We start from the raw sequence: 20,920 nt of genomic DNA, 5'->3' as shown, positions 1-20,920 counted from the left end.
CCGTACGCGCCCGACGTCAGCATGCGGTGCCGGGCGGGGGCAGCGTCCGGTCGGTGAGGTAGCGGTCGATGCGCTCGCGGGCGCAGGGGTTGTCGCCGTAGAGGGTGTGGCCGGGGCCGTCGTGGCGGATGGTGACGCTGCCCGGGACCAAGGCCAGGGCGCGTTGCACCGCGTCCGATTCGCCCCACGCGCCCGCGCCCAGGATGGGGGGCAGGCCCGCGGGAAGGGGGGCGGGCGGGTTGGTCACCGGCACGGGCCAGCCGATGCAGCTCAGGGTCGCCGAGGCCATCGTGTTGGCGCTGCCCGTGAGGGGGGCGATCCGGCGCAGCCGGTCGGTGGCCGCGGTCAGCTCCTTGAGGCCGGCGTAGCGCGGCCAGTCGGCGCATTCCGTGACACCCGTGGCCTGGTCGGGATAGCGGCTGCCGCGAGCGGGCACGAAGTCGGAGGCGTCGCCCTCGGCCGCCTTGCGGATCGCCCGCACCAGCGAGGGCCAGCCCGGCGTGCCCTGCCGGGCCATGGCCAGGGCGAAGGACTGGAGGTCGCGGGCCTTGTAGGCCACGTCGGGGGTCGTCGTGGGAATGGGGGCGCGCTCCGCCCGGTCGATCACCTTGCGCCAGAGGCCGGGCACGTCCCGGCAGTCGTTGGCGGCGCACCAGGTGAAGACGCGTCGCATGAACTCCTCGTTGGACCTGGCCATCTCCTCCAGCTCGCGAGGCCAGTCGGCGGCGCTGTGGTTCCACGTGCCGTCGAGGACCATCGTGCGGACCTGGCCGGGGAAGAGGCGGGCGTAGGCCTGGCCGTAGAAGCCCGCGTAGGAGGCGCCGTAGTAGTTGAGCCTGCCGCCGCCCAGGGCCTCCCTGATCGCCTCCATGTCTCTGGCCTGGTCCGCCGAGGTCATGTGGGCGAACAGCTCGGGATCCTTGAGCCGGCAGGCTTCGGCGTAGCCTCGGTTGGTGTCGGACAGGCGGCCGAAGTCGGCGTCGTCCTCGGGGACGTCCGGAACGGGGACGCGGGTCCAGGCGCACGGCAGGCCGGTGCTGAGGCCCCGGAACTGCTCGCCGTAGCCGCGGGTGTCCCACGTGACGATGTCCATGCGCTCGCGGAGCCCGGTCCACCAGCCGGGGACGGACTGCGTGATGGCGATGCCCGGGCCGCCGGGGCCGCCGTAGGCCACCAGGACGGAGCCCTCTGAGGTGCCGGTGGCCTTCAGCCTGCCCAGCTTCAAGGTGATCTTGCGGCCGCCGGGCTTCTGCCAGTCCACCGGGACCTGGAGGTCGGCGCACTCCATGCCGATCTTGTCGCCGGGGCAGGTCCGCCACTCCTGAAGGGGCGTCCCGGACGCGGCGGCGGGGATGGCCGCCGCGGCGGACGGGCCGCCCACGGCCAGCAGGGTGGCCACGACGGTGGCGAGGGATTTCGACATGGCGTTCACGATCGCGGAGCGGGGGGTGGGAGCGCGTCGGACCGGGGTCTGGTCCTGGGGCGGGAGGTCCTACCAGGGGTCGTCAGACCACGGGCGGTGCTTGGGCTCAGGGACGGTCAGCTCCCTGAGCTCAGGCTCCCGCTCGGATTCGAGTCCTGACTGTTGACATCGGGGTCGGCATGGTGGGTTATGCGTTCATGGGACAACAGGTGTGCTCCCAGGCCCGGCGTGGCGCCGGTGCGCTCGACGACGCCTTCCCAGCCGAGGGGACGCCGCCCTCTCCGACGGCCGGAGGGCGTTCCCCGGATCTCCGCCGTGGCGGGACCGGCCGGGTGACCACGGCAGGAGGAAGATCCCACAACCCGCCCTGACCCCGTCGCCGACCCCGGGCGGCGACCGGGCACCCGCGCCGCCGCTCCCCACAGGAACCGAATCTGACAGGAGGCCCGGATGCGTACAGGAGTGTGGCTGGTGGGAGCGCGGGGATCGGTCGCCGCCACCAGCGTGATCGGGGCCCTCGCGCTGCGCGCGGGCCTGGTCGGTCCGACCGGCTGCGTCACCGAGCTGCCCGGACTGCGCCACCCGGGGATCCCCGGTCCGGGGGATCTCGTCTTCGGCGGGCACGACGTCTCCTCGACGCCCCTGGCCAAGAAGGCCGACGCGCTGGCCGTCGCCGGGGTGGTGCCGGCGTGGCTGGTCAGAGCGCTCCACGACGAGCTGCCGGCGGTCGAGCGGGAGCTGCGGCCGGCGCCCGAGGCCGGCGACCAGGCGGGGACGGCGGAGCTGATAGGCGCCGACCTGACCGATTTCCGGCGGCGGCACGGCCTGGACCGGGTCGTCGTGATCAACGTGTCGACCACCGAGCCGGCGCCCGAGCCGCACCCCGCGCACGCCGACCTGGCGGCGCTGGAGGCCGAGCTGCCCCGCTCGCGGACGCTGCTGCCCGCGAGCGCGCTCTACGCCTACGCCGCCTTCGGCAGCGGCTGCCCCTACGTGGGACTTCACCCCGTCGACCCGGTGGCCCGGCTGCCCGCCCTGGACCAGCTCGCCAGGCGGCAGGGCCTGCCGTACGGCGGGCACGACGGCAAGACCGGTGAGACGCTGGTCAAGTCGGTGCTCGCCCCGATGTTCGCCCTGCGCAACCTGCGGGTGCGGACGTGGTCGGGGATCAACCTGCTGGGCGGCGGGCGGGACGGCGGCCAACCTCGCCGAGCCGGCGCCCAACGCGGCCAAGACCGCCCAGCAAGCAGCGGGTGCTGGCCGAGACGCTCGGCTACACCCCCCAGGGCACCACCCGCATCGAGTATCTGGAGGACATCGGCGACTTCAAGACCGCCTGGGACCTGGTGACCTTCGAGGGGTTCCTCGGCGTGCCGATGCGCATGGAGTTCACCTGGCACGGCTGCGACTCCGCGCTCGCCGCGCCCCTGGTGCTCGACCTGGCACGGCTGACCGCGGCGGCGCACCGGTCCGGGCGGGTCGGCCCGCTCACCGAGCTCGCCTTCTTCTTCAAGGATCCGCTCGGGCCGCAGCCGCACGCCCTGGCCGAGCAGTGGCGGGTGCTGTGCGACTTCGTCGCCGGGCTCGAGCCGCGGGAGCGGTCCTGATGGCGGCGGTACGCGACCTCCTGGAGCTGGTGCGCGGGCCGGCCGTGCTGTCCGTGCCGGGTGACGTCGTGGCCGGCGGCTCGGCCGCCGGGACGCTCGGCCGCCGGACACCGGCACTGGCAGCCGCGTCGGTCTGCCTGTACTGGGCCGGGATGGCGGCCAACGACTGGGCCGACCGCCACCTGGACGCGGTGGAACGCCCGCGGCGGCCGATACCGTCCGGCCGGGTGTCTCCGGGGCTGGCGCTGGCGGCCGCCGCCGGGCTGACCGGCGCGGGCCTGGCGGCGGCCGGGCTCGCCGCCGGCCGCCGGGGGCTCGCCGTGGCCGTGCCGCTCGCCGCCGCCATATGGACCTACGACCTGCTGGCGAAGGACACGCCCGCCGGTCCCGCCGTGATGGCCGCCTGCCGTGCCCTGGACGTGCTGCTCGGCGCGTGTCCCGCCGCCGGCCGTCCGGACTCCAGGGACGGGACGGGCTTCAGGGGCGGGACAGGCTTCCGAGCTGGGACGGACTCCAGGGGCGGGACGGGCTTCAGGGGCGGGACGGGCTTCCGAGCTGGGACGGACCTCAGGGACGGGACGGGCTTCCAAGGCGGGACGGGAGCGCCGCCGGGCGGGGGGCCGCGGGCGTGGCCGCCGCCGCGCACGTTCGCCGCCGCGCTGCCCCCCGCCCTCGCGGTCGCCGCCCACACCTACATGATCACCTCGCTGTCGCGGCGCGAGGTGTCCGGCGCCGACCGCCTGCTGCCCACGGCGACCCTGGCCGCTACGGCGGCGCTGGCCGCGGGGGTCGCCGCCGCCGGACGCGGGCGGGGCGCCGGCCGGGGACCGGCCCTCCAGGCGGCGCTCGCCTCCTGGTATCTCGCGCGGTTCGGATCCGCCCAGGCCAGGGCCGTCGCCGACCCCTCCGCGCCACGGATCCGCGGCGCCGTCGGGACCGGCATCACCGTGCTGCCCGCGCTGCAGGGCGCGCTCGCCGTCCGCGCCGGCGCCGTCCCCGCAGGACTGGCCGTGGCGGTGGCCGCCCCGCTCGGCCGGCGGCTCGCCCGGAAGGTCTCACCGACGTGAGCGCCGCCCTCAGGTTCGGCTACGGGACCAACGGGTTCGCCAACCACCGGCTGGCCGACGCCTGCGAGGTCATCGCTGACCTCGGCTACACCGGCGTGGCCCTGACGCTCGACCACGGCCATCTCGACCCCTACGCCGGCGGGCTGGCCCGGAGGGTGGCGGCGCTGGCCGACCGGCTGCGCGGCCTCGGCCTCGCGGTGGTGATCGAGACCGGCGCGCGCTACCTGCTGGACCCCCGGCGCAAGCACGCTCCCACCCTGCTGCACGACGAGCGGCGGACGCGGCTGGACTTCCTGCGCAGGGCGATCGCGATAGGCGCCGACCTGGGCGCCGAGGCGGTGTCCTTCTGGGCGGGCGTGCGCCCGGCCGGGGTGGCGGAGGGGGTCGCCTGGGAACGCCTCGTGGACGGCTGCGCCCAGCTCGTCGGCCCCGCCGAGGCCGCGGGCCTGCCCCTGGGCTTCGAGCCCGAACCGGGGATGCTCGTCGAGACGGTCGCCGGGTGGCGGCGGCTGCGTGCGGCGCTCGGCGCGCCGGCTGTCTTCGGCCTGACCCTCGACATCGGCCACTGCCGCTGCGTCGAGCCGGAGCCGGTGCCCGCCTGCGTGCGGGCCGTCGCCGACCACCTGGTCAACGTGCAGATCGACGACATGCGCCGGGGCGTGCACGAGCACCTGGAGTTCGGGGAGGGGGAGATCGACTTCCCGCCGGTGCTGCGCGCGCTCGGCGAGATCGGCTACCGCGGGCTGGTCGCGGTCGAGCTCCCCCGCCATTCGCACGCCGCGCCGGCCGTGGCCGCCCGCTCGATCGACTTCCTGCGCGCGGCCGGAGCGCAGGGCGCCGGAGATCGCACCACCGGAGGGGGCGCCGCCGCGAGGACGGCCGCCGGAGGGGAGGAGCCGTGATGGGACCGGAACGACTGCGGGCCGCGCTGCCGGCCGTACCGGCGCGGGGATGGCTGGACGGCGCGCTGGCGCGCCTGGCGGAGCGGCCCGAGACGGTCGGGCGGTCCTTCGCCGCCGCCGGGCGCAACGCCGGGCGGGCGCCGCTGCCGGACGCCCCGGGCTGGACGGCGGACGAGGCCGTCAGGGCGCTGCTGCTGGCCGCGCTGCCGCCGGACCGGGCCGCCGAGGAGGTCACCGCCCTCTACCGGTACGGCGACCCCGACGAGAAGCGCGCGGTGCTCAAGGCGCTGCCGATGCTGGCGGTCGGCCCGGCGGCCCCACCCCTGCTCCACGACGCGATCCGCACCAACGACGCCCGCCTGGTGGCCGCGGCGCTCGGCCCCTGCGCCCGCGACCTCGACCAGGCGGCGTGGCGGCAGGCGGTGCTCAAGTGCGTGTTCATGGGCGTCCCGCTGGCGGCGGTGGACGCCCTGGCCGAGCGGGCGGACCCGGAACTGGCCGTGATGCTGGCCGCGCTGGCCGAGGAGCGCGCCGCCGCCGGGCGCTCGATCCCCGCGGACGCGACCGCCCTGCTCAACCGGCTGACAGCCGAGAAGGAGGCTTGATGCGCATCTTCGACCCCCACATCCACATGACCTCGCGCACCACCGACGACTACACGAGAATGGCGGCCGCCGGAGTCCGCGCGGTCGTCGAACCGGCCTTCTGGCTGGGCCAGCCCCGCACCAACCCCGGCTCCTTCACCGACTACTTCGACTCGCTGATCGGCTGGGAACCGTACCGGGCCGGCAACTTCGGCATCCGCCACCACGCCACGATCGCGCTCAACCCCAAGGAGGCGGGTGACCCGCGCTGCCGGCCGGTGCTCGACCTGCTGCCCCGCTACCTCGACAAGGACGGCGTCGTCGCGGTCGGCGAGATCGGCTACGACTCGATGACCCCGGAGGAGGACGAGGTGTTCGCCGCGCAGCTCGCGCTGGCCGTCGAGCACGACCTGCCCGCGCTGGTGCACACCCCGCACCGGGACAAGGCCCGCGGCACCCGGCGCAGCCTGGAGGTCGTCGCCGAGTCCGGCATCCCGCCGGGGCGCGTCGCCATCGACCACCTCAACGAGGTGACCGTGGACCTCGTGCACGACTCCGGCTGCTGGATGGGGTTCTCCATCTACCCCGGCACCAAGATGTCGCCACCCCGCATGGTGGAGATCATGCGGACCCACGGGCTGGAGCGGATGCTGGTCAACTCGGCCGCCGACTGGGGCGTCTCGGACCCGCTGCTGACCCTGGAGACCGGGAAGGCGATGCTCGCCGCGGGCTACACCGACGACGACGTCGACCGGGTGCTCTGGCGCAACCCGGCGGAGTTCTACGGCCAGTCGGGACGGCTCGACCTGTCCGCCGTCGGCGACGCCGGGCCCGCCTTCGAGGGCAGCTCGATCCTGCGGGGAGGCAGCTGATGCGCCTGCGGCACCCGGGAGGACGCCTGCTCCACCTGAGCTACTGCACCAACGTGCACCCGGCCGAGGACCTCGCCGGCATCGTCGGGCAGCTCGACGAGTACGCGCTGCCGATCCGCGAGCGCCTCGGCAGCGAGGTGCTCGGGCTCGGGCTCTGGCTGGCCGCGCCGGTGGCCGAGGCGATCGCCGTCGACGGCGGCGCGCGCAGGCGCTTCCGCCGCGAGCTGGACGTGCGCGGCCTGGAAGTGGTGACGCTCAACGGCTTCCCCTACCGCTCGTTCCAGGACCCCGTGGTCAAACAGGCGGTCTACCACCCCGACTGGACCACCCCCGAACGCCTGCGCTACACCCTCGACCTGGCGCGCGTCCTGGCCGACCTGCTCCCGGACGACGCGGCGCGGGGATCCATCTCCACGCTGCCGCTGGCGTGGCGGCACCCCTGGGACGGCGCCCGCGCCGCCGCCGCCGCGTTCATGCTCGACGAGCTCGCCGCGGGGCTGGCCGACATCGAGCGCCGGACGGGGCGGGTCATCAGGGTCGCCTTCGAGCCGGAGCCCGGCTGCGTGGTCGAGACCACCGGCCAGGCCGTCGCCGCGCTCTCCGGCGCCGACACCGACCGGCTCGGCGTCTGCCTGGATCTCGCGCACCTCGCGTGCGCGTGGGAGAGGCCCGCCGACGCGCTGCGCGCGCTCGGCCGGGCACGGGTGCCGGTGGTGAAGGTCCAGCTCTCCAACGCGCTGGAGACCGACGACCCCGACGCGCTGCGGGAGTACGCCGAACCGCGTTTCCTGCACCAGACCCGCAACCCCGCGGGAGGCGCCGCCGACGACCTGGACGAGGCCTTCGCGGCGGGACTGCCCGGTCCCTGGCGGGTCCACTACCACGTGCCGCTGCACTCCTCCCCGGCCGCGCCGCTGGCCACGACCGCGCCGCTGCTGCGTGACGCGCTCGGCGAGCTGGTCGGCGCCGCCGACGCGGCCTGCGACCACTTCGACGTGGAGACCTACACCTGGGGTGTGCTCCCCGCGGCGCAGCGCCCGCGCACCCCCGGCCAGCTCGCCGACGGCATCGCCGCCGAGCTGGCCTTCGCCCGTGCCGAACTGTGCGGTCTGGGGATGAGCGCATGACATCACTGCTGGTCCTCGACGTGGTCGGGCTGACCCCGCGGGCGCTGGAGCACATGCCCCGGCTGCGCGCCGTCGCCGACGGCGGCTTCCAGGCGTCGCTCGGGACGGTGCTGCCCGCCGTCACCTGCTCGGTACAGTCGACCTTCCTCACCGGACTGCTCCCGGCCGGCCACGGCATCGTGGGCAACGGCTGGTACTTCCGCGACCTGGGGGAGGTGCTGCTGTGGCGGCAGCACAACGCGCTGGTCGCCGGGGAGAGGCTCTGGGAGGCCGCCCGGAGGGTCCGCCCCGGCTACACGGTGGCCAACGTGTGCTGGTGGTACGCCATGGGCGCCGACGTCGACTGGACCGTCACCCCGCGGCCGATCTACCACGCCGACGGGCGAAAGGACCCCGACTGCTACACCGACCCACCGGAACTGCACGACGCGCTCACCGCCCGGCTGGGGGACTTCCCGCTGTTCAGCTACTGGGGAGCGGGGGCGGGGATCGCCTCGTCGGAGTGGATCTGCCGGGCCACCGAGCAGATCATGAGAACGCACGGTCCCGACCTCACCCTCGCCTACGTGCCGCACCTGGACTACGACCTGCAGCGCCACGGCCCCTCCGATCCGCGCGCGGCCGCCGCGGCCGCCGACCTGGACCGGGTGCTGGCACCACTGCTGGAGGCGGCGGCCGCCCGGGGGAGCACGGTCGTGGCGCTGTCGGAGTACGGCATCACGGAGGTCTCCCGCCCGGTCGACGTCAACCGGCTGCTGCGCGCCGAGGGGCTGCTGCGGGTGCACACCCAGGCGGGTATGGAGTATCTGGACCCGTGGACGTCACGGGCGTTCGCCGTGGCCGACCACCAGGTGGCCCACGTCTACGTGCGCGACCCGGCCGACGTGCCGGCCGTGGCCGAGCTGTGCGCGGCCCTGCCCGGCGTGGCCGAGGTGCTCGACGGCGGGGGCAAGGCCCGGCACGGGCTGGACCACCCCCGCGCCGGGGAGCTCGTCCTGGTCGCCGAGCCCGACGCCTGGTTCACCTACTACTACTGGCTCGACGACGCCCGGGCGCCGGACTTCGCGCGCCTGGTCGACATCCACCGCAAGCCGGGCTACGACCCGGCGGAGCTGTTCTTCGACCCGGCGGGGCCGGGCGCGGCCAAGCGCCGCGCCGCCGCGGCGCTGCTGCGCAAGAAGCTCGGCATGCGCTACATGATGAGCGTGGTCGGGCTCGACGCGGGGGCACGGGCCGTGCGGGGATCCCACGGGCGGCTCCCGGCCGACCCGCGCGACGCGCCGGTCCTGCTCTGCTCCGATCCCGCCGCGGCCAGGGAGCACTTCGCCGCCACCGAGGTCAAGGACCTGCTGCTCGGCCTGGCCGGCGCGGGCGGGTAGCGGCGGCGCGGGCGGGTAGCGGTGGCGCGCCACCCGCGGCCGTCCGCGCCGGACCCGCCGGTGGTCACCGGCGGGGCGGATCGCCCCGCGGCGGGAACGGCCGCGGGGCGATCGCGGTCTCAGTACCGCATCACGCCCGGGACGGTGGGAGGCCGTCCCGGGCCGTCCCGGGTGGTCGCGGTTCCATGCCCGCGGGCGTGGGCCCGACGCCCGGCGACAGGTGCCTCGCGTGGAGTGCCGCGGCCGAGCCGGCGCTGTGCCCAGAAGCGCCAGGCGGCTTTTTGGCTAGAATCCGCAGGGTGAAGAGCGACGCCCCCTGGTGGATTCTGGAGCGGAGAGCCGCTCACGGCGCCGATGTGGAGAGCGTCCCCGGGCGTGGCAGGAGCGCGCCCACTCCGCTCCCGCTGCTGCGCCTGCCCGCCGCCTCGTCCGTCCCGCTCGGGCCGGGCGCGCACGCGCCGCTGTCCTTCCCCGGGCTGCCGGAGGGAGGAGCATGATCCCGCGCGTCTCCGTCCCCTGGGCCCTCACCGGGAAATACCTCATCGAGCGGCTCCTGCTCCAGAACGACGAGTGCGATCTCTATCTGGCGCGTCCCCGCAAGGGTGACGCCACGCCGGTGACGCTCAGGGTCTACCGGCCGGGACTGAGCCTGGACCCGGCCCTGCTGGAACGGCTGAGCGGCCTGATCACGGGGGAGCCGTACACCACGAGGCTGATCGAGCACGACCGGGTGGGGGCGGCGTGGCTGGTCCAGGAGTTCCTCCCGCTGGGGACCCTCCGCGACCTGATGAGCACCGGGCCGCTGCCGGAGGAGCGGTCGCTTGAGATCGTGGCCGCCGTCGCGCGCTGCCTCGACATCTGGCAGGGCGCTCTCGGGCACGTGGTCGGCGACTTCGGCCCCGACGACCTGCTGGTCAGGCAGACCGGCCCGCTGGTGCTGGCGCTGGGCCACCACCGTGCCGCGCAGTGGGCGGCCCTGCCGGCCGGCACGTCCTGGCCGGTGCCGCCCGAGACCGTCGAGGGGGTCCGCGGGGCCCCCGCCGCCTGGTGGACGCTGGGCGTCGTCGTCCACGAGCTCCTGACCGGCCGCCCCCCGGTGTTCGGGCCCGGCGACGCGGCCGTCGACCTCGGAGCCGTCGGCGAGGAGCGCTGGGAGCGGCTGCTGGCCGGACTGCTGAGCGTCGACCCGGCCACGCGCTGGGACGGCGAGGCGGTCCGGTCGTGGCTGGCCGGCGCGGCGCCCGAGGTCGCGCCCGTCCGCCGGTACGCGCCCCTGGAGTTCGCCGACCGCTCCCACGCCACCCCGGCCGCGCTGGCGATCGACCTGACGGCCCGGCCGGGGGCCGCCGAGTCGTGGCTGCGCGAGGGCGGCCGCGCCCGGCTCGCGACCTGGCTGGACCGGGAGGTCCGGGACGGGCGCTTCGACCGCGCGTGGCTTGAGGAGACCACGCCCGGACCCGTGGCCGTCGCCGCCTTCGCCGCGGCCTTCACGGCCGGGCTGCGGCCGAGATACCGGGGGATGGCGATCGACGCCGACGGCCTCCTCGACCTGGCCAGGGGCGGGTCGTCCGGCCACCACGCCGTCGCCGAGACGGTGGCGGCCGGCGCGCTCGCGCACGCGGCCCGGCACCGCTGCGCGCATCCGGAATGCCCGGAGGGTACGGCGGGCGGGTGCGCGCGCCTGCTCAGGGCCGAGACCGAGGTCCCCGTCATCATGGCCGAGGTGCGGGGCGTGCTCGACCGGCTGTACGACGTCGTCGGCGAGGTCTCCGAGGAGACCTGGGAGCGGGGCGTGGCGGCGGCCGTCGAGCTGTGCCTGGTCCCGCAGGCGGCCCGCACGCACCGGTGGCGGCTGCGCGCCGGCGGCCTGCATCCGATGCGGCGGGCCGCGATCGGACGGGTCACCTGGTGGTCGGAGCAGCGCGGGCGCGCCCTGAAGGGCAGGCCCGAGGAGCTGGAGACCCGCGCCGCCATCGTGTCGGTGCTCCTGCTCACCTCGAGCGCCGACGCGGCCGGCCGGCAGCTCGCCGAGGAGAGCCGGGAGGAGCTCCGGCGCCGGCGGCAGGAGCTCGCCGACCAGGGACGCTCGGTCGCGGTGCGGGTCGCCAGGGGCGCCGAGTCCCTCTGGCTGGAGCTGCGGGTGCGCTACCCGTCGATCAGGGCGGCGGTGACACGGACGCTGGTGGACCTGGCCGAGAGCGGGTTCTCCCGCGGTCAGGAGATCTGGCGCGGCGTGCGGGCGCGCCGGCAGCACCGCCGGGCAGCCGGTCAGCAGGAGCGGCGGCGGGTGGGGCGGCCGTAGCTCCGGCGGACGGCTCCCGGCCTCACCGCTCACCCCTCCCGATCACGGGCCTTCTCGGCCAGCTGCGCCCGTATCTGCTCGGCCACCGGGGGATCCAGCTTCTCGGCCAGGGCGTGCGCCTCGGCCAGCGCGTCGTGCGCGGCGGCGCTGTTGCCTGCGGCCAGGTGCGCGTCGCCGAGCATGATCAGAGTGCGGGCCTCGTGGACCGGGACCTGTATCCGGCGGAACAGGGACAGCGCCTGCTGGAAGTAGGGCACGGCCTGGGCCGGTCCGCCGGAGGCGATGGCCAGCTCGCCCAGGCCGACCAGCACCCGGGCCTCCGCCAGCCGCTGGTTGGAGGTGCTGGCCATCATCAGGGCATGGCGCAGCGCCCCCTCCGCCTCGGCGAGCATGCCCTGGCGCAGCCGCGCGGTGCCCAGCCCGTACAGCGCGTACGCCTCACCCGTGGGGTCGCCGATGTCCCTGACGATGGTCAGCGTCTCGTCGAACATGCGCGCCGCGAGAGCGGGCTCGCCCGACTGCAGATGGGCGCGGCCCATCCGGTTGAGGACCTGGGCCTTCATCCTTCTGCTGCCGCCGTTCCCGCTGAGCTGCAGCGCCTCCGACAGCAGCCGCTTGGCGCCGTCGAAGTCGTCGAACTCCAGCCGGAGCTGGGCCAGGTTGTGGAGGGCGTAGGCGGCGGCGACCTGGTCCCCGATGGCGCGGAAGGTCGTCAGCGCCCATTCGTAGTGCGCCTCGGCCTCGTCGAAGCGGCCGTTCATCCGGTCGAGGAAGCCGATGTTGCGGATGGCCATGGCCACCCCGCGGTCGTCGCTGACCTCCCGGAACAGCCGGACCGCCGATTCGAAGTCGCGCTGGGCGTCGTCGAAGCGCTGCTCGGTGATGGCCAGCGAGCCCATCGAGTGGAGCACCGCCGCCTGGCCGCGCTTGTCCCGGGCGTGCCGGGTGGCCGCCAGCGCGATCTCGTGGGTCTCCCGCCAGTCGTCGAGGTAGACCCGCGCCTCGAAGAACGTCACCGCGTTGATCGTCAGGCCCCAGCAGAGCTCGACGAAGCCTGCCTGCGCCGCCTGTCGGATGCCGGAGACCAGGATCATGCGCTCACGCTCGAACCAGGCGAGCGGCACCGCGATCAGCTGGTCGACCAGCTCCCTGGGCAGCGACCAGAGGGAGGCGTCGCTGTGGATCATGACGTCGGGGCCGTACTCACGGCGGCGGGCGGCCTCGGCGAGGAAGAGCAGCCCGCCGAGCACGCGGGCCAGGGCCGCGCTCCGCTCGCCGGCGGACTCCTCCGCGGCCAGCCGCTCCCGGGCGAAGACCCGGATGAGGTCGTGGAAGCGGTACTGGGTGTGCACCCCGCGGCCGACCCCCGTGGTCTCGACGAGCTGCGCGTCGGCCAGGTCGTCCAGCAGGTCCTGCGCGTCGGCGAAGGGCAGGTCGAGCAGTGCCGCGCTGATCCAGGCGGAGAAGAGCTGCGACTCCAGGATCGCCAGCCGGCGGAAGAGCCGCCGGGCGTCCTCGCCGGCGCTGTCATAGGTCAGCGAGATGCTGGCCCTGATCCCCATGTCGCCGTGCTTGAGCTCGTCAAGCCGGCGGGTCTCGTCCTCGAGCCGTCCCACCAGCTGCTCGATGCTCCAGTGGGGGCGTGCCAGCAGCCGCGCGCCGGCGATGCGGAGCGCCAGGGGGAGCTGGCCGCAGAGCTCGGCCAGCGCCGCGGCCGACTCCGGCTCCGACTGCACCCGTTCGACCCCGGCTATCCGGGAGAGCAGGTCCATCGACTGGCTCGAATCGAAGACGTCCACATCGACGTGGATCGCACCGGCCAGTCCGGCGAGCCTGCTCCGGCTGGTGATGATCACGGCGGAGGCGGGATTGCCGGGCAGCAGCGGCAGGACCTGGCTCTCGTTGCCCGCGTCGTCCAGCACGATCAGCATCCTGCGGTCGGCGAGCAGGGCGCGGTACATCTCCGCCCGCTCCTCCAGGCCGTCGGGGAGCGCGGTGCCCGGCACGCCGAGCACGCGCAGGAACCGTTCGAGCACCTGCATCGGGCTGGTCGGACGGGACAGGCCCCCGTGCAGGTCGGCGTAGAGCTGCCCGTCGGGGAAGTGCTCGGCGACGCTGTGCGCCGAGTGCACCGCGACGGTGGTCTTGCCGATCCCCGCCTTCCCGACGATCGCGATGATCGGTACGGCGAAGCGGGACCGGTCGCCGGAGGCGAGCGTCAGCCGCTGGCGGATGTCGTCGATCTGCTTGGTGCGGCCGGTGAAGTCGGCGATGTCGGTGGGGAGCATGCCGGGGACGTGCGGCACGCGGGCCGGCGGCTCCTCGGCGACCTTGACGGGCTGCGCCGGCAGGTCGAGGCTCTCGTCGGAGGTGAGGATCGCGTATTCCAGCTGCTGCAGGCGCTCGTTGGGCTCGATCCCGAGTTCTTCGATCATGGTCTGCCGGGCGAGCCGGTAGACCTGGAGCGCCTCCGCCTGACGTCCCGATCGGTATAGCGCCAGCATCAGCTGGCCGCGGAGCCGCTCACGCAGCGGATACTCCTCCACGAGCTCGCTGAGCTCGCCGACCAGTTCGTGATGCCTGCCCAGATCCAGCTCAAGCTGGAGGCAGTCCTCGTTCGCCGTGATCCGGTGCTCGATGAGCCTGCCCGCCGCCGACTGCACGAGCCTGCTCTCGATGCCGTCGAGGGCGGGGCCGCGCCAGAGCGCGAGCGCCCGGCGGTAGTGCTTGATGGCCTCTTCGGGGCTGCGGTCCTCGCGGGCGCGCCGGGCCTGGAGGAGGAGGTTCTCGAAGCGGTGCGAGTCGATCCGGCTGCTGTCGGCCTGGATCGCGTAGCCCTGGGACTGGGTGGCGATGAGATCGGCGCTGCCCTGGGCGGCGAAAAGGCGCCGGAGGGCGGATATGCAGATCTGCACCTGGGCCCGGGACGTGGTCGGCGGGTCGTCTCCGTAGATCGCCTCCATGAGCCGGCCGGTGGTGACCGCCCGGTTGGCATCGAGGAGGAGGACGGCGAGCACGGTCTGCTGCCTTATGCCTCCAAGGTCCAGCCGTTGGTCGCCGTTGGTCACCTCCAGAGGTCCAAGAACGAGGAAGTCCACCCGCATCTCCTTGAAGAAAACCCGCAACCCCGGCCCATGCGAAAGTCCCTACACTTCCCGATGCGAGAGAAGCGTCGGTTGTACAACCTCATTGTCAGGCGTGCGTCCTCAGGGAGACCAGGAAAGTCTGTCTGTAACGGCAATTGTCGTCGATGTTCGCGATATACGCGGTCGCTGAATCTTACCGATACTAGAGTCACCCCGTGTGCAATGTGTCACTTTGGTGTGGAGTGTACTACTTGGAGTGATGCCTTGCCAGAGTCTGGGCCACCCCGATGAGTTCATCCGCCGTTTGTGGCCGTAAGTCCATTGTCAAGAGAACGGAAAACGGCCGGAGACGTAATGTCTCCGGCCGTCTGGGTGGCCGCTGGCGACCCGCGACACTCAACCCGTGCGTCCGTCTTTCAGGAGTTCACCGGCTCACGAACCGTCCCACGGGTCACCGTCGGTGTGCGGGGGCAGGGTCGGGGTCGGGGTGGGGGTCGGCTGGGTGTCCGAGGCGCTCACCATCGTGACACCGGAAGCGCCCGCGGCCGCCGTGCCCGCGATGGCGACGGTGCCCGTGGCCGCCACCCCCGCGGTGATGACGATGGCGGAGAAAGCAAGGCGGAAGATGCGGCTGCCGGTGTAGTCGCTCATTTTGCTGCCCTTGTCTGTCGCGGTGGCCCGTGGTCGCCGGCCGGTTGGCTGAGGCACTTTCAACGTCGCAGCCGCCGCCATCCGGTCATTATCGGATCGCTTCCGGTATGCCATCAGCGCAGGTCAAAGAGGGTGTTGACGCATTTCTCAGCTCATATCAAGAAGGGTCCGCCAATTGTGAGGCCCATCGCCGCGGCGGACGCCGGCGGATCCGCGGTGTCCGTCCCGCCGGCGCGGTCCGGAGGACGATAGCGGGACGAAGGCGGCCGATAGCCGGACGAAGCCAGAACGATAGCGCGCTCCGGAAGCCTGGTTCGGAGGCCCGGACCGGCCGGTGTCCGTCGTGTGCGGCGGTCAGCCGACACGCGGCGGACCGGGAGCCGGGGCCCTCGTGAGACCGTCCGCGGGCTCGCGAGGGCCCACCCCCGGCGGCCGGGCGTGAACCGCGGAGATAGTCAAGCTGGTCCGCCATGGCGGGCCTTGTAGATAGGTGTCGCTGACATGGGCATTAGTGCACAGGCGCTGGACGGCGTCCATGGGCGGTACGCCGCCGGCGTGCGGGCGCGGCTGGAGCGGGCCGAGGACAGCCAATGGAGCGCCATCGCCGACGCCGAGACCGATGACGAGGGCTGCATCACGGAGTGGTGGGGGCAGAAGTTCGAGCGCGGCCTGTATCGCATCGTCTTCGAGAGCGACTACTACTTCGTCGGCCTCGGCCTCAGTGCCGCATATCCCGAAATAGCCGTCATATTCCGCATGAAGGACGAAACAGATTCATATCAGATAAAAGTAGTTATTTCCCCTTACTCTTACTCGACGTATTTCGGCTCCAACAACTGACGGCGGACGTGCAAGCATAGAAGGGAACCAGCCAGTGAGGAACGTGAGACGACAGGCCGGGCGCTACGGCGCGTTCACACCGGTGGATCTTCCTGGGCGCACGTGGCCGGACAGTGCCATCGTCTCCGCGCCGCGCTGGCTGTCCACCGATCTCCGCGACGGCAACCAGTCACTGGCCAGCCCCATGTCCCCCGACCGCAAGCTGGCGATGTTCGACCTCCTGGTGGGCATGGGCTACAAGGAGATCGAGGTGGGGTTCCCGGTCGCCAGCCAGGACGACCACGACTTCCTGCGCGTGCTGATCGACCAGGACCGGATCCCCGACGACGTGCGGATCTCGGTGCTCGTGCAGGCCCGGGACGAGCTGATCAGGCGCACCGTGGAGAGCCTCGAAGGGGCGCCGCGCGCCACCATCCACCTGTACAACGCGACGTCGCCGCTGTTCAGGCGCGTGGTGTTCGGCATGAGCCGCAACGAGTGCAAGGACCTCGCGGTGCAGGGGACCCGGCTGATGATGAAATACGCCGAGAAGACGCTGGGTGACTGCGACCTCGGCTTCCAATACTCTCCCGAGCTGTTCAGTGACACCGAGCTGGATTTCTCCCTGGAGGTCTGCGAGGCCGTCATGGACGTCTGGCAGCCGGAGCCGGGCCGCGGGATCATCCTCAACTTCCCCACGACCGTCGAGCGCTCCCTGCCCAACGTCTTCGCCGACCAGATCGAATGGCTGAGCCGCAACCTCTCCAGGAGAGAGCACGTCTGCCTGTCCATCCATCCGCACAACGACCGGGGCACGGCCGTCGCCTCCGCCGAGCTGGCCCTCCTGGCGGGCGCGGAGCGGATCGAGGGCTGCCTGTTCGGCAACGGGGAGCGGGCGGGCAACGTCTGCCTGGTCACGCTCGGGCTCAACATGTTCACCCACGGGGTCGATCCCGGCATCGACTTCTCCGACATCAACGAGATCCGCCGCACGGTGGAGCGCTGCAACGGGCTGCCCGTCCATCCGCGGCACCCCTACGGCGGCGACCTCGTCTACACCTCCTTCTCCGGCTCCCACCAGGACGCGATCAAGAAGGGGTTCGACGCCCTGGAGCGCGAGGCCGCCCGGCGGGGGACCGCCGTCGGGGACCTGCCGTGGGAGATGCCGTACCTGCCGCTCGACCCCGAGGACGTGGGCCGCACCTACGAGGCCGTGGTACGGATCAACAGCCAGTCCGGCAAGGGCGGGGTCGCCTACGTCATGAGCGCCTGGCACGGGCTGAACCTGCCGCGCGAGCTGCAGATCGACTTCGCGCACGTGGTCCAGTCGCAGGCCGACGCGGAGGGCGGGGAGATCACGCCGGACCGGGTCGGGCGGCTCTTCGAACGCGAATACCTCCTGAACGCCGAGCTGCCCGTCCCCCTCGCCTCCGGCACCGAGCTGGTGACGACCTCCCTGCACGTCGACGGGGAGAGGTTCGACGTCGGCGCCGGCCGTACGGACGCCGTCCAGGCCGTCCGCGCGGCGCTGTCCCGCTGGGGCTTCGACGTGCGGGCCGTGCACCGGACCGGATTCGCCGGCCAGGACCGGGGGCCGGACGCGGAGGTGGCCGTCTACGCGGAGTGCCGGGTCGACGGCCGGCCCTCCTGGGGGGTGGGCATCGACCGGGACGTCGAGGCGGCCTCACTGGCGGCGGTGCGTTCGGCCGTCATCAGGGCGCGGCTGAAGCACCTGCCCGCCAGGAGCGAGGAGAACGCCGGTGCCGCCGCACCGCTGATCGCCGCGGGCAGGTAGCGGGCGGGCGCCGCGGCCGCCGCGGGCGGGCGATGACCGCACAGCGCGGGGAATAGCCATCCGATAACAGACGGAAACCGGGCAAGCCTAGCGTCGTCATCGTCATCCCATCGGAGAACAGCCGAGATCGAAAGGTACGGCGACCATGCGGAGAGTCCAGCTCAAAAAGCAGAAGGCAAAGACGCCGGGTCCACTGGACCTGCGTACTCCGTCCGGCCGTAAGTTGCGGTTCTGAACCGCCTGATCCATTGCTCGAAGAGGGAGGCTGATGATGAGCTTGGTCGAAAGAGATGAGGCGTTGGCCTCCCTCGAGGGGCTCCTGGCCAACGCGGTGATGGGCAAGGGGAGGGTCGCGCTGGTGAGCGGCACCGTCGCGACCGGCAAGAGCGAGCTGCTGCACCGCTTCGCCGAGCAGGCCCTGGAGCTGGGCGCGCTGCCCGTCACGGCGACCGGGTCGCGGGTCGAGCGCGATCTGCCGCTGGGTGTGCTGCGCCAGCTGATCCAGGACTCGCCGCTGGTGGCGGAGGAGCGCGAGCGGGCCATGGCCCTGCTGGAGGAGGGGGCCCGGACCGTGACGTCGTCCGGCTCCGAGGCGGAGCCCCTCGACCAGGTCGACGCCCAGATCGTCCACGCCCTGTGCACGCTGCTGCTGGAGCTGTCGGAGCGGTATCCGCTGATGATCGTCGTCGACGACGTGCAGCACGCCGACCGCGCCTCCCTGCTCTGCCTGTCCTACCTGTCGCGCCGGGTGAGGTTCGCCAGGATCGTGGCGGTGTTCAGCCACTCCGACCACGGATGGTCCAGCGAGACGTTCTTCCAGACCGAGCTGCTCCGCCAGCCGCACTGCCGCCGCATCCAGCTCGCCCCGCTCTCCCGGGCCGGTGTGATGTCCCTGGTCGCCGAGCGGGTGGGGCGGGAGACGGCCGAGCGGTTCGCCGACGGCTGGTACGCCGTCAGCGGCGGCAACCCGCTGCTGGCCGGGGCGCTGGTGGACGACTACGAGGACTCCGTGCGGACCGCCGGCGGGGAGGCTCCGGCCGAGCTCGTCGTCGGCGACCGGTACGGCCAGGCCGTCCTGTCGTGCCTGCACCGCGGCGAGCCGCAGATGCTCCAGGTGGCACGGGGGCTGGCGATCCTCGGCGGCCCCGACTCCCTGGCCCGGCTGCTCGGAGTCGGTCCCGCCTCCGTGATCCGGTCCCTGCACTTCCTGACCGTCGCCGGCCTGCTCGCCCTGGGCCGCTTCCGGCACGAGGCGGCGCGCACCGCCGTACTGGCCGAGGTGGGGGCGGGGGAGTGGGCGGACCTGCACCGGCGCGCGGCGGAGCTGGCCCACGAGAGCGGCGCCTCCACGACGACGGTCGCCGACCACCTCCTCCAGGCGGGCCGGGCCGACGCCCCCTGGGGGGTCTCCGTCCTGGAGGACGCGGCCAGGAACGCGCTGCGCGAAGGACGCGTGGAGTCCGCCGTCGCCTATCTCCGGCTGGCCTGGCGCGAGTGCGCCGACGAGCAGCGCCGCATGAAGATCACCACGATGCTCGTGCGGGCCGAGTGGCGGATCAATCCGGCCGCGCCCGCCGGGCACCTCGCCGAGCTGGCCGAAGGGATGCAGCGCGGCCATCTCCGGGGGAGCGACGCCGTGGTGCTGGCCCGGGCGCTGCTGTGGCACGGCCGGTTCGAGGACGCGCGCGACGTGCTGGAGCATCTGAACGAGTCGGGCGGCGCGATGGACCCCGAGACGGTCACCGAGCTCGTCATCGCCCGCCCGTGGCTGCGCTCCACCCACCCGCCCTTCCTGGCCCACCTCCAGCGGGCGGCCGGCGGGCGCGACCGCGCCGCCGTCGTGTCGGTGACGGCGAACCGCCGGCTGGACACCGCGCTCGCGCTCGCCGACGTGCTCGCCAGGGGGCCGCGCGCGGAGGTCCTGGACGCGGTCGAGCGGATCCTGCGCGGCTGCCGCCTGGACGAGATGTCGATGGACACCGTGGAGAGCGCCCTGCTGGCGCTCACCTACGCCGGGCGGCCCGACCGGGCCGCGCCCTGGTGCGACCTGTTCAGCGCGGAGGCCTCCTCGCTGCACGCCCCGAGCCGCCAGGCCAGGCTCGCCGCCATCCGGGCCGAGATCGCGATCCGCCAGGGGGACATGCCGGGCGCCGAGCAGCACGCGCGCGCCGCCCTGGAGATCATCCCGCTGAGCAGCTGGGGCGTCGCCGCGGGCGGGCCGCTGAGCAGCCTCATCCTCGCCCTGACGGCGATGGGCAAGTACGACGCCGTTCACGAGCACCTCGACCAGCCCGTGCCCGAGGCCATGTTCCAGACCCGGTACGGCCTGCACTACCTGCACGCCAGGGGCCGCTACAGCCTGGCGACCGGTCACGCCGCCCTGGCGCTGCGCGACTTCCGGCTCTGCGGTGAGCTGATGGGCAGGTGGGACCTGGACGTGCCGGGACTCGTCGCCTGGCGGACCGACGTCGCCGAGTCCTGCCTGAGCCTGGGCCGGCCGGAACAGGCGCGGCAGCTGGTCGAGGAGCAGATCAGGCGCTGCGGCCCCGAGACGCCCCGGGTCCACGGCATCGCCATGCGCCTGCTGGCCGCCACCGGCGAGGTACGGCACCGCCCCATGCTGCTCCGCCAGGCGGTGGAGCTGCTGCAGGCGGCCGGCGACGGGTACGAGATGGCCAGAGCGCTCTTCGACCTCGTCAAGGCATACCAGGAGCTCGGCGAGTACCGGCGCGCGGCGATGATCGCGGGCCGGGCGCAGGCCATGGCCCAGGTGTGCCAGGCCGGGCCGCTGAGCAGGGCGCTGTCCAAGGACGGGGACGGTGACGGGGACGGCGCCGGGATGCGGGTGGCGACGGAGCTGGCCGCCGTCCTGAGCGACGCCGAGCGCAGGGTCGCCGTCCTGGCGGCCGCCGGATACACCAACCGGGAGATCGCCGGCAAGCTCTACATCACGATCAGCACGGTTGAGCAGCACCTGACCCGGACCTATCGCAAGCTGAACATCACCCGGCGCGCCGACCTGCCGTCGAGCCTCGAATTCGGCAGCCCCGTCACCGCCTGAGCCGTCCCGGACGGGTGGTCCCGGGCGGGTTTGTAGGGGTGTCTGGAAAAGGACATCCCTGACTAACCTTGCGGCATCGGTGTATTGCATATCTCTGGAGCGGCGTAACCAGGTAATCCGGTGAGGAGATCGCGTGCACGTACAACAGAAGGCCGGAGACGCTCCGGCGCCGGGGACCGATCCGCCGGGGGAGACGGCGCGCGGTCGGGAGCCGGCCGGGCCGAGCGTCCATCACGGCCCCGCCC

Annotated in this window: 16 protein-coding genes; 13 read left to right on the top strand and 3 right to left on the bottom strand. The window is 73.4% G+C overall.

Annotated features, from left to right (window positions below; translation table 11 throughout):
• Window positions 1-16: 16 nt before the first annotated feature.
• The gene (locus J2S55_RS46685) at window positions 17-1,423 is read right to left on the bottom strand and encodes an alpha/beta fold hydrolase (RefSeq protein WP_306875093.1); all 1,407 of its coding nucleotides are present in this window, start codon (window positions 1,421-1,423) and stop codon (window positions 17-19) included.
• Window positions 1,424-1,873: 450 nt separating this feature from the next.
• Here J2S55_RS46685 and J2S55_RS46680 point away from each other — a divergent pair, with 450 nt between their 5' ends.
• The 10 genes from J2S55_RS46680 (at window position 1,874) to J2S55_RS46635 (ending at window position 11,263) form a co-directional block, all read left to right on the top strand.
• Entirely contained in the window at window positions 1,874-2,773 is a 900-nt protein-coding gene (locus J2S55_RS46680) for an inositol-3-phosphate synthase (RefSeq protein WP_306875090.1), read from the top strand.
• Window positions 2,677-3,030 (top strand): inositol-3-phosphate synthase, encoded by a 354-nt coding sequence (locus J2S55_RS46675; protein ID WP_306875087.1) that lies wholly within the window; start codon window positions 2,677-2,679, stop codon window positions 3,028-3,030. The genes J2S55_RS46680 and J2S55_RS46675 overlap by 97 nt, the downstream gene beginning before the upstream one ends.
• Entirely contained in the window at window positions 3,030-4,097 is a 1,068-nt protein-coding gene (locus J2S55_RS46670; RefSeq protein WP_306875084.1) for an SCO3242 family prenyltransferase, read from the top strand. Before J2S55_RS46675 ends, J2S55_RS46670 begins: the two co-directional genes overlap by 1 nt.
• Window positions 4,094-4,999 (top strand): sugar phosphate isomerase/epimerase family protein, encoded by a 906-nt coding sequence (locus J2S55_RS46665; protein WP_306875081.1) that lies wholly within the window; start codon window positions 4,094-4,096, stop codon window positions 4,997-4,999. The genes J2S55_RS46670 and J2S55_RS46665 overlap by 4 nt, the downstream gene beginning before the upstream one ends.
• A complete protein-coding gene (locus tag J2S55_RS46660; RefSeq protein ID WP_306875080.1) occupies window positions 4,999-5,604 on the top strand; it encodes an EboA domain-containing protein in 606 nt (201 codons plus the stop codon). The genes J2S55_RS46665 and J2S55_RS46660 overlap by 1 nt, the downstream gene beginning before the upstream one ends.
• Window positions 5,604-6,455, top strand: coding sequence for a TatD family hydrolase (locus J2S55_RS46655; protein ID WP_306875078.1), 852 nt, complete (start codon window positions 5,604-5,606; stop codon window positions 6,453-6,455). The genes J2S55_RS46660 and J2S55_RS46655 overlap by 1 nt, the downstream gene beginning before the upstream one ends.
• Complete coding sequence (gene eboE / locus J2S55_RS46650; protein WP_306875075.1) at window positions 6,455-7,582, top strand: metabolite traffic protein EboE; 1,128 nt, start codon at window positions 6,455-6,457, stop codon at window positions 7,580-7,582. The genes J2S55_RS46655 and eboE overlap by 1 nt, the downstream gene beginning before the upstream one ends.
• Entirely contained in the window at window positions 7,579-8,961 is a 1,383-nt protein-coding gene (locus J2S55_RS46645) for an alkaline phosphatase family protein (protein ID WP_306875073.1), read from the top strand. Before eboE ends, J2S55_RS46645 begins: the two co-directional genes overlap by 4 nt.
• 299 nt (window positions 8,962-9,260) lie before the next feature.
• Complete coding sequence (locus J2S55_RS46640; RefSeq protein WP_306875070.1) at window positions 9,261-9,458, top strand: hypothetical protein; 198 nt, start codon at window positions 9,261-9,263, stop codon at window positions 9,456-9,458.
• Window positions 9,455-11,263, top strand: coding sequence for a serine/threonine protein kinase (locus tag J2S55_RS46635; RefSeq protein ID WP_306875069.1), 1,809 nt, complete (start codon window positions 9,455-9,457; stop codon window positions 11,261-11,263). Before J2S55_RS46640 ends, J2S55_RS46635 begins: the two co-directional genes overlap by 4 nt.
• A gap of 29 nt (window positions 11,264-11,292) precedes the next feature.
• On the opposite strand, the gene J2S55_RS46630 is transcribed toward J2S55_RS46635, so the two are convergent.
• Both J2S55_RS46630 and J2S55_RS46625 read right to left on the bottom strand, forming a co-directional pair.
• Entirely contained in the window at window positions 11,293-14,361 is a 3,069-nt protein-coding gene (locus tag J2S55_RS46630; protein ID WP_306875067.1) for an AfsR/SARP family transcriptional regulator, read from the bottom strand.
• Between the two features lie 420 nt (window positions 14,362-14,781).
• Entirely contained in the window at window positions 14,782-15,000 is a 219-nt protein-coding gene (locus J2S55_RS46625; RefSeq protein ID WP_306875065.1) for a hypothetical protein, read from the bottom strand.
• A 501-nt stretch (window positions 15,001-15,501) separates the two neighbouring features.
• On the opposite strand from J2S55_RS46625, the gene J2S55_RS46620 reads away from it, so the two are divergent.
• From J2S55_RS46620 to J2S55_RS46610, 3 genes are all read left to right on the top strand, one after another.
• On the top strand, window positions 15,502-15,840 hold the full coding sequence (locus J2S55_RS46620) for a hydroxyisourate hydrolase (RefSeq protein ID WP_306875063.1): 339 nt from the start codon (window positions 15,502-15,504) through the stop codon (window positions 15,838-15,840).
• Between the two features lie 43 nt (window positions 15,841-15,883).
• Window positions 15,884-17,614, top strand: coding sequence for a 2-isopropylmalate synthase (gene leuA / locus J2S55_RS46615; protein WP_370879768.1), 1,731 nt, complete (start codon window positions 15,884-15,886; stop codon window positions 17,612-17,614).
• A gap of 268 nt (window positions 17,615-17,882) precedes the next feature.
• Window positions 17,883-20,675 (top strand): helix-turn-helix transcriptional regulator, encoded by a 2,793-nt coding sequence (locus J2S55_RS46610; protein WP_306875057.1) that lies wholly within the window; start codon window positions 17,883-17,885, stop codon window positions 20,673-20,675.
• Window positions 20,676-20,920: the final 245 nt, after the last annotated feature.

Source organism: Streptosporangium brasiliense, from assembly GCF_030811595.1.
Taxonomy (GTDB): Bacteria; Actinomycetota; Actinomycetes; order Streptosporangiales; family Streptosporangiaceae; genus Streptosporangium; species Streptosporangium brasiliense.
Note: the sequence above shows the minus strand (reverse complement) of the source record. Positions and strands in the feature narration are given on the sequence as shown.

Bases quoted from the DNA above. Each gene is read 5' to 3' on its own strand.
- J2S55_RS46685 (WP_306875093.1), bottom strand. From the start codon at position 1,423: ATGTCGAAATCCCTCGCCACCGTCGTGGCCACCCTGCTGGCCGTGGGC.
- J2S55_RS46680 (WP_306875090.1), top strand. From the start codon at position 1,874: ATGCGTACAGGAGTGTGGCTGGTGGGAGCGCGGGGATCGGTCGCCGCC.
- J2S55_RS46670 (WP_306875084.1), top strand. From the start codon at position 3,030: ATGGCGGCGGTACGCGACCTCCTGGAGCTGGTGCGCGGGCCGGCCGTG.
- J2S55_RS46660 (WP_306875080.1), top strand. From the start codon at position 4,999: ATGGGACCGGAACGACTGCGGGCCGCGCTGCCGGCCGTACCGGCGCGG.
- J2S55_RS46655 (WP_306875078.1), top strand. From the start codon at position 5,604: ATGCGCATCTTCGACCCCCACATCCACATGACCTCGCGCACCACCGAC.
- eboE (WP_306875075.1), top strand. From the start codon at position 6,455: ATGCGCCTGCGGCACCCGGGAGGACGCCTGCTCCACCTGAGCTACTGC.
- J2S55_RS46645 (WP_306875073.1), top strand. From the start codon at position 7,579: ATGACATCACTGCTGGTCCTCGACGTGGTCGGGCTGACCCCGCGGGCG.
- J2S55_RS46635 (WP_306875069.1), top strand. From the start codon at position 9,455: ATGATCCCGCGCGTCTCCGTCCCCTGGGCCCTCACCGGGAAATACCTC.
- J2S55_RS46625 (WP_306875065.1), bottom strand. From the start codon at position 15,000: ATGAGCGACTACACCGGCAGCCGCATCTTCCGCCTTGCTTTCTCCGCC.
- J2S55_RS46620 (WP_306875063.1), top strand. From the start codon at position 15,502: ATGGGCATTAGTGCACAGGCGCTGGACGGCGTCCATGGGCGGTACGCC.
- J2S55_RS46610 (WP_306875057.1), top strand. From the start codon at position 17,883: ATGATGAGCTTGGTCGAAAGAGATGAGGCGTTGGCCTCCCTCGAGGGG.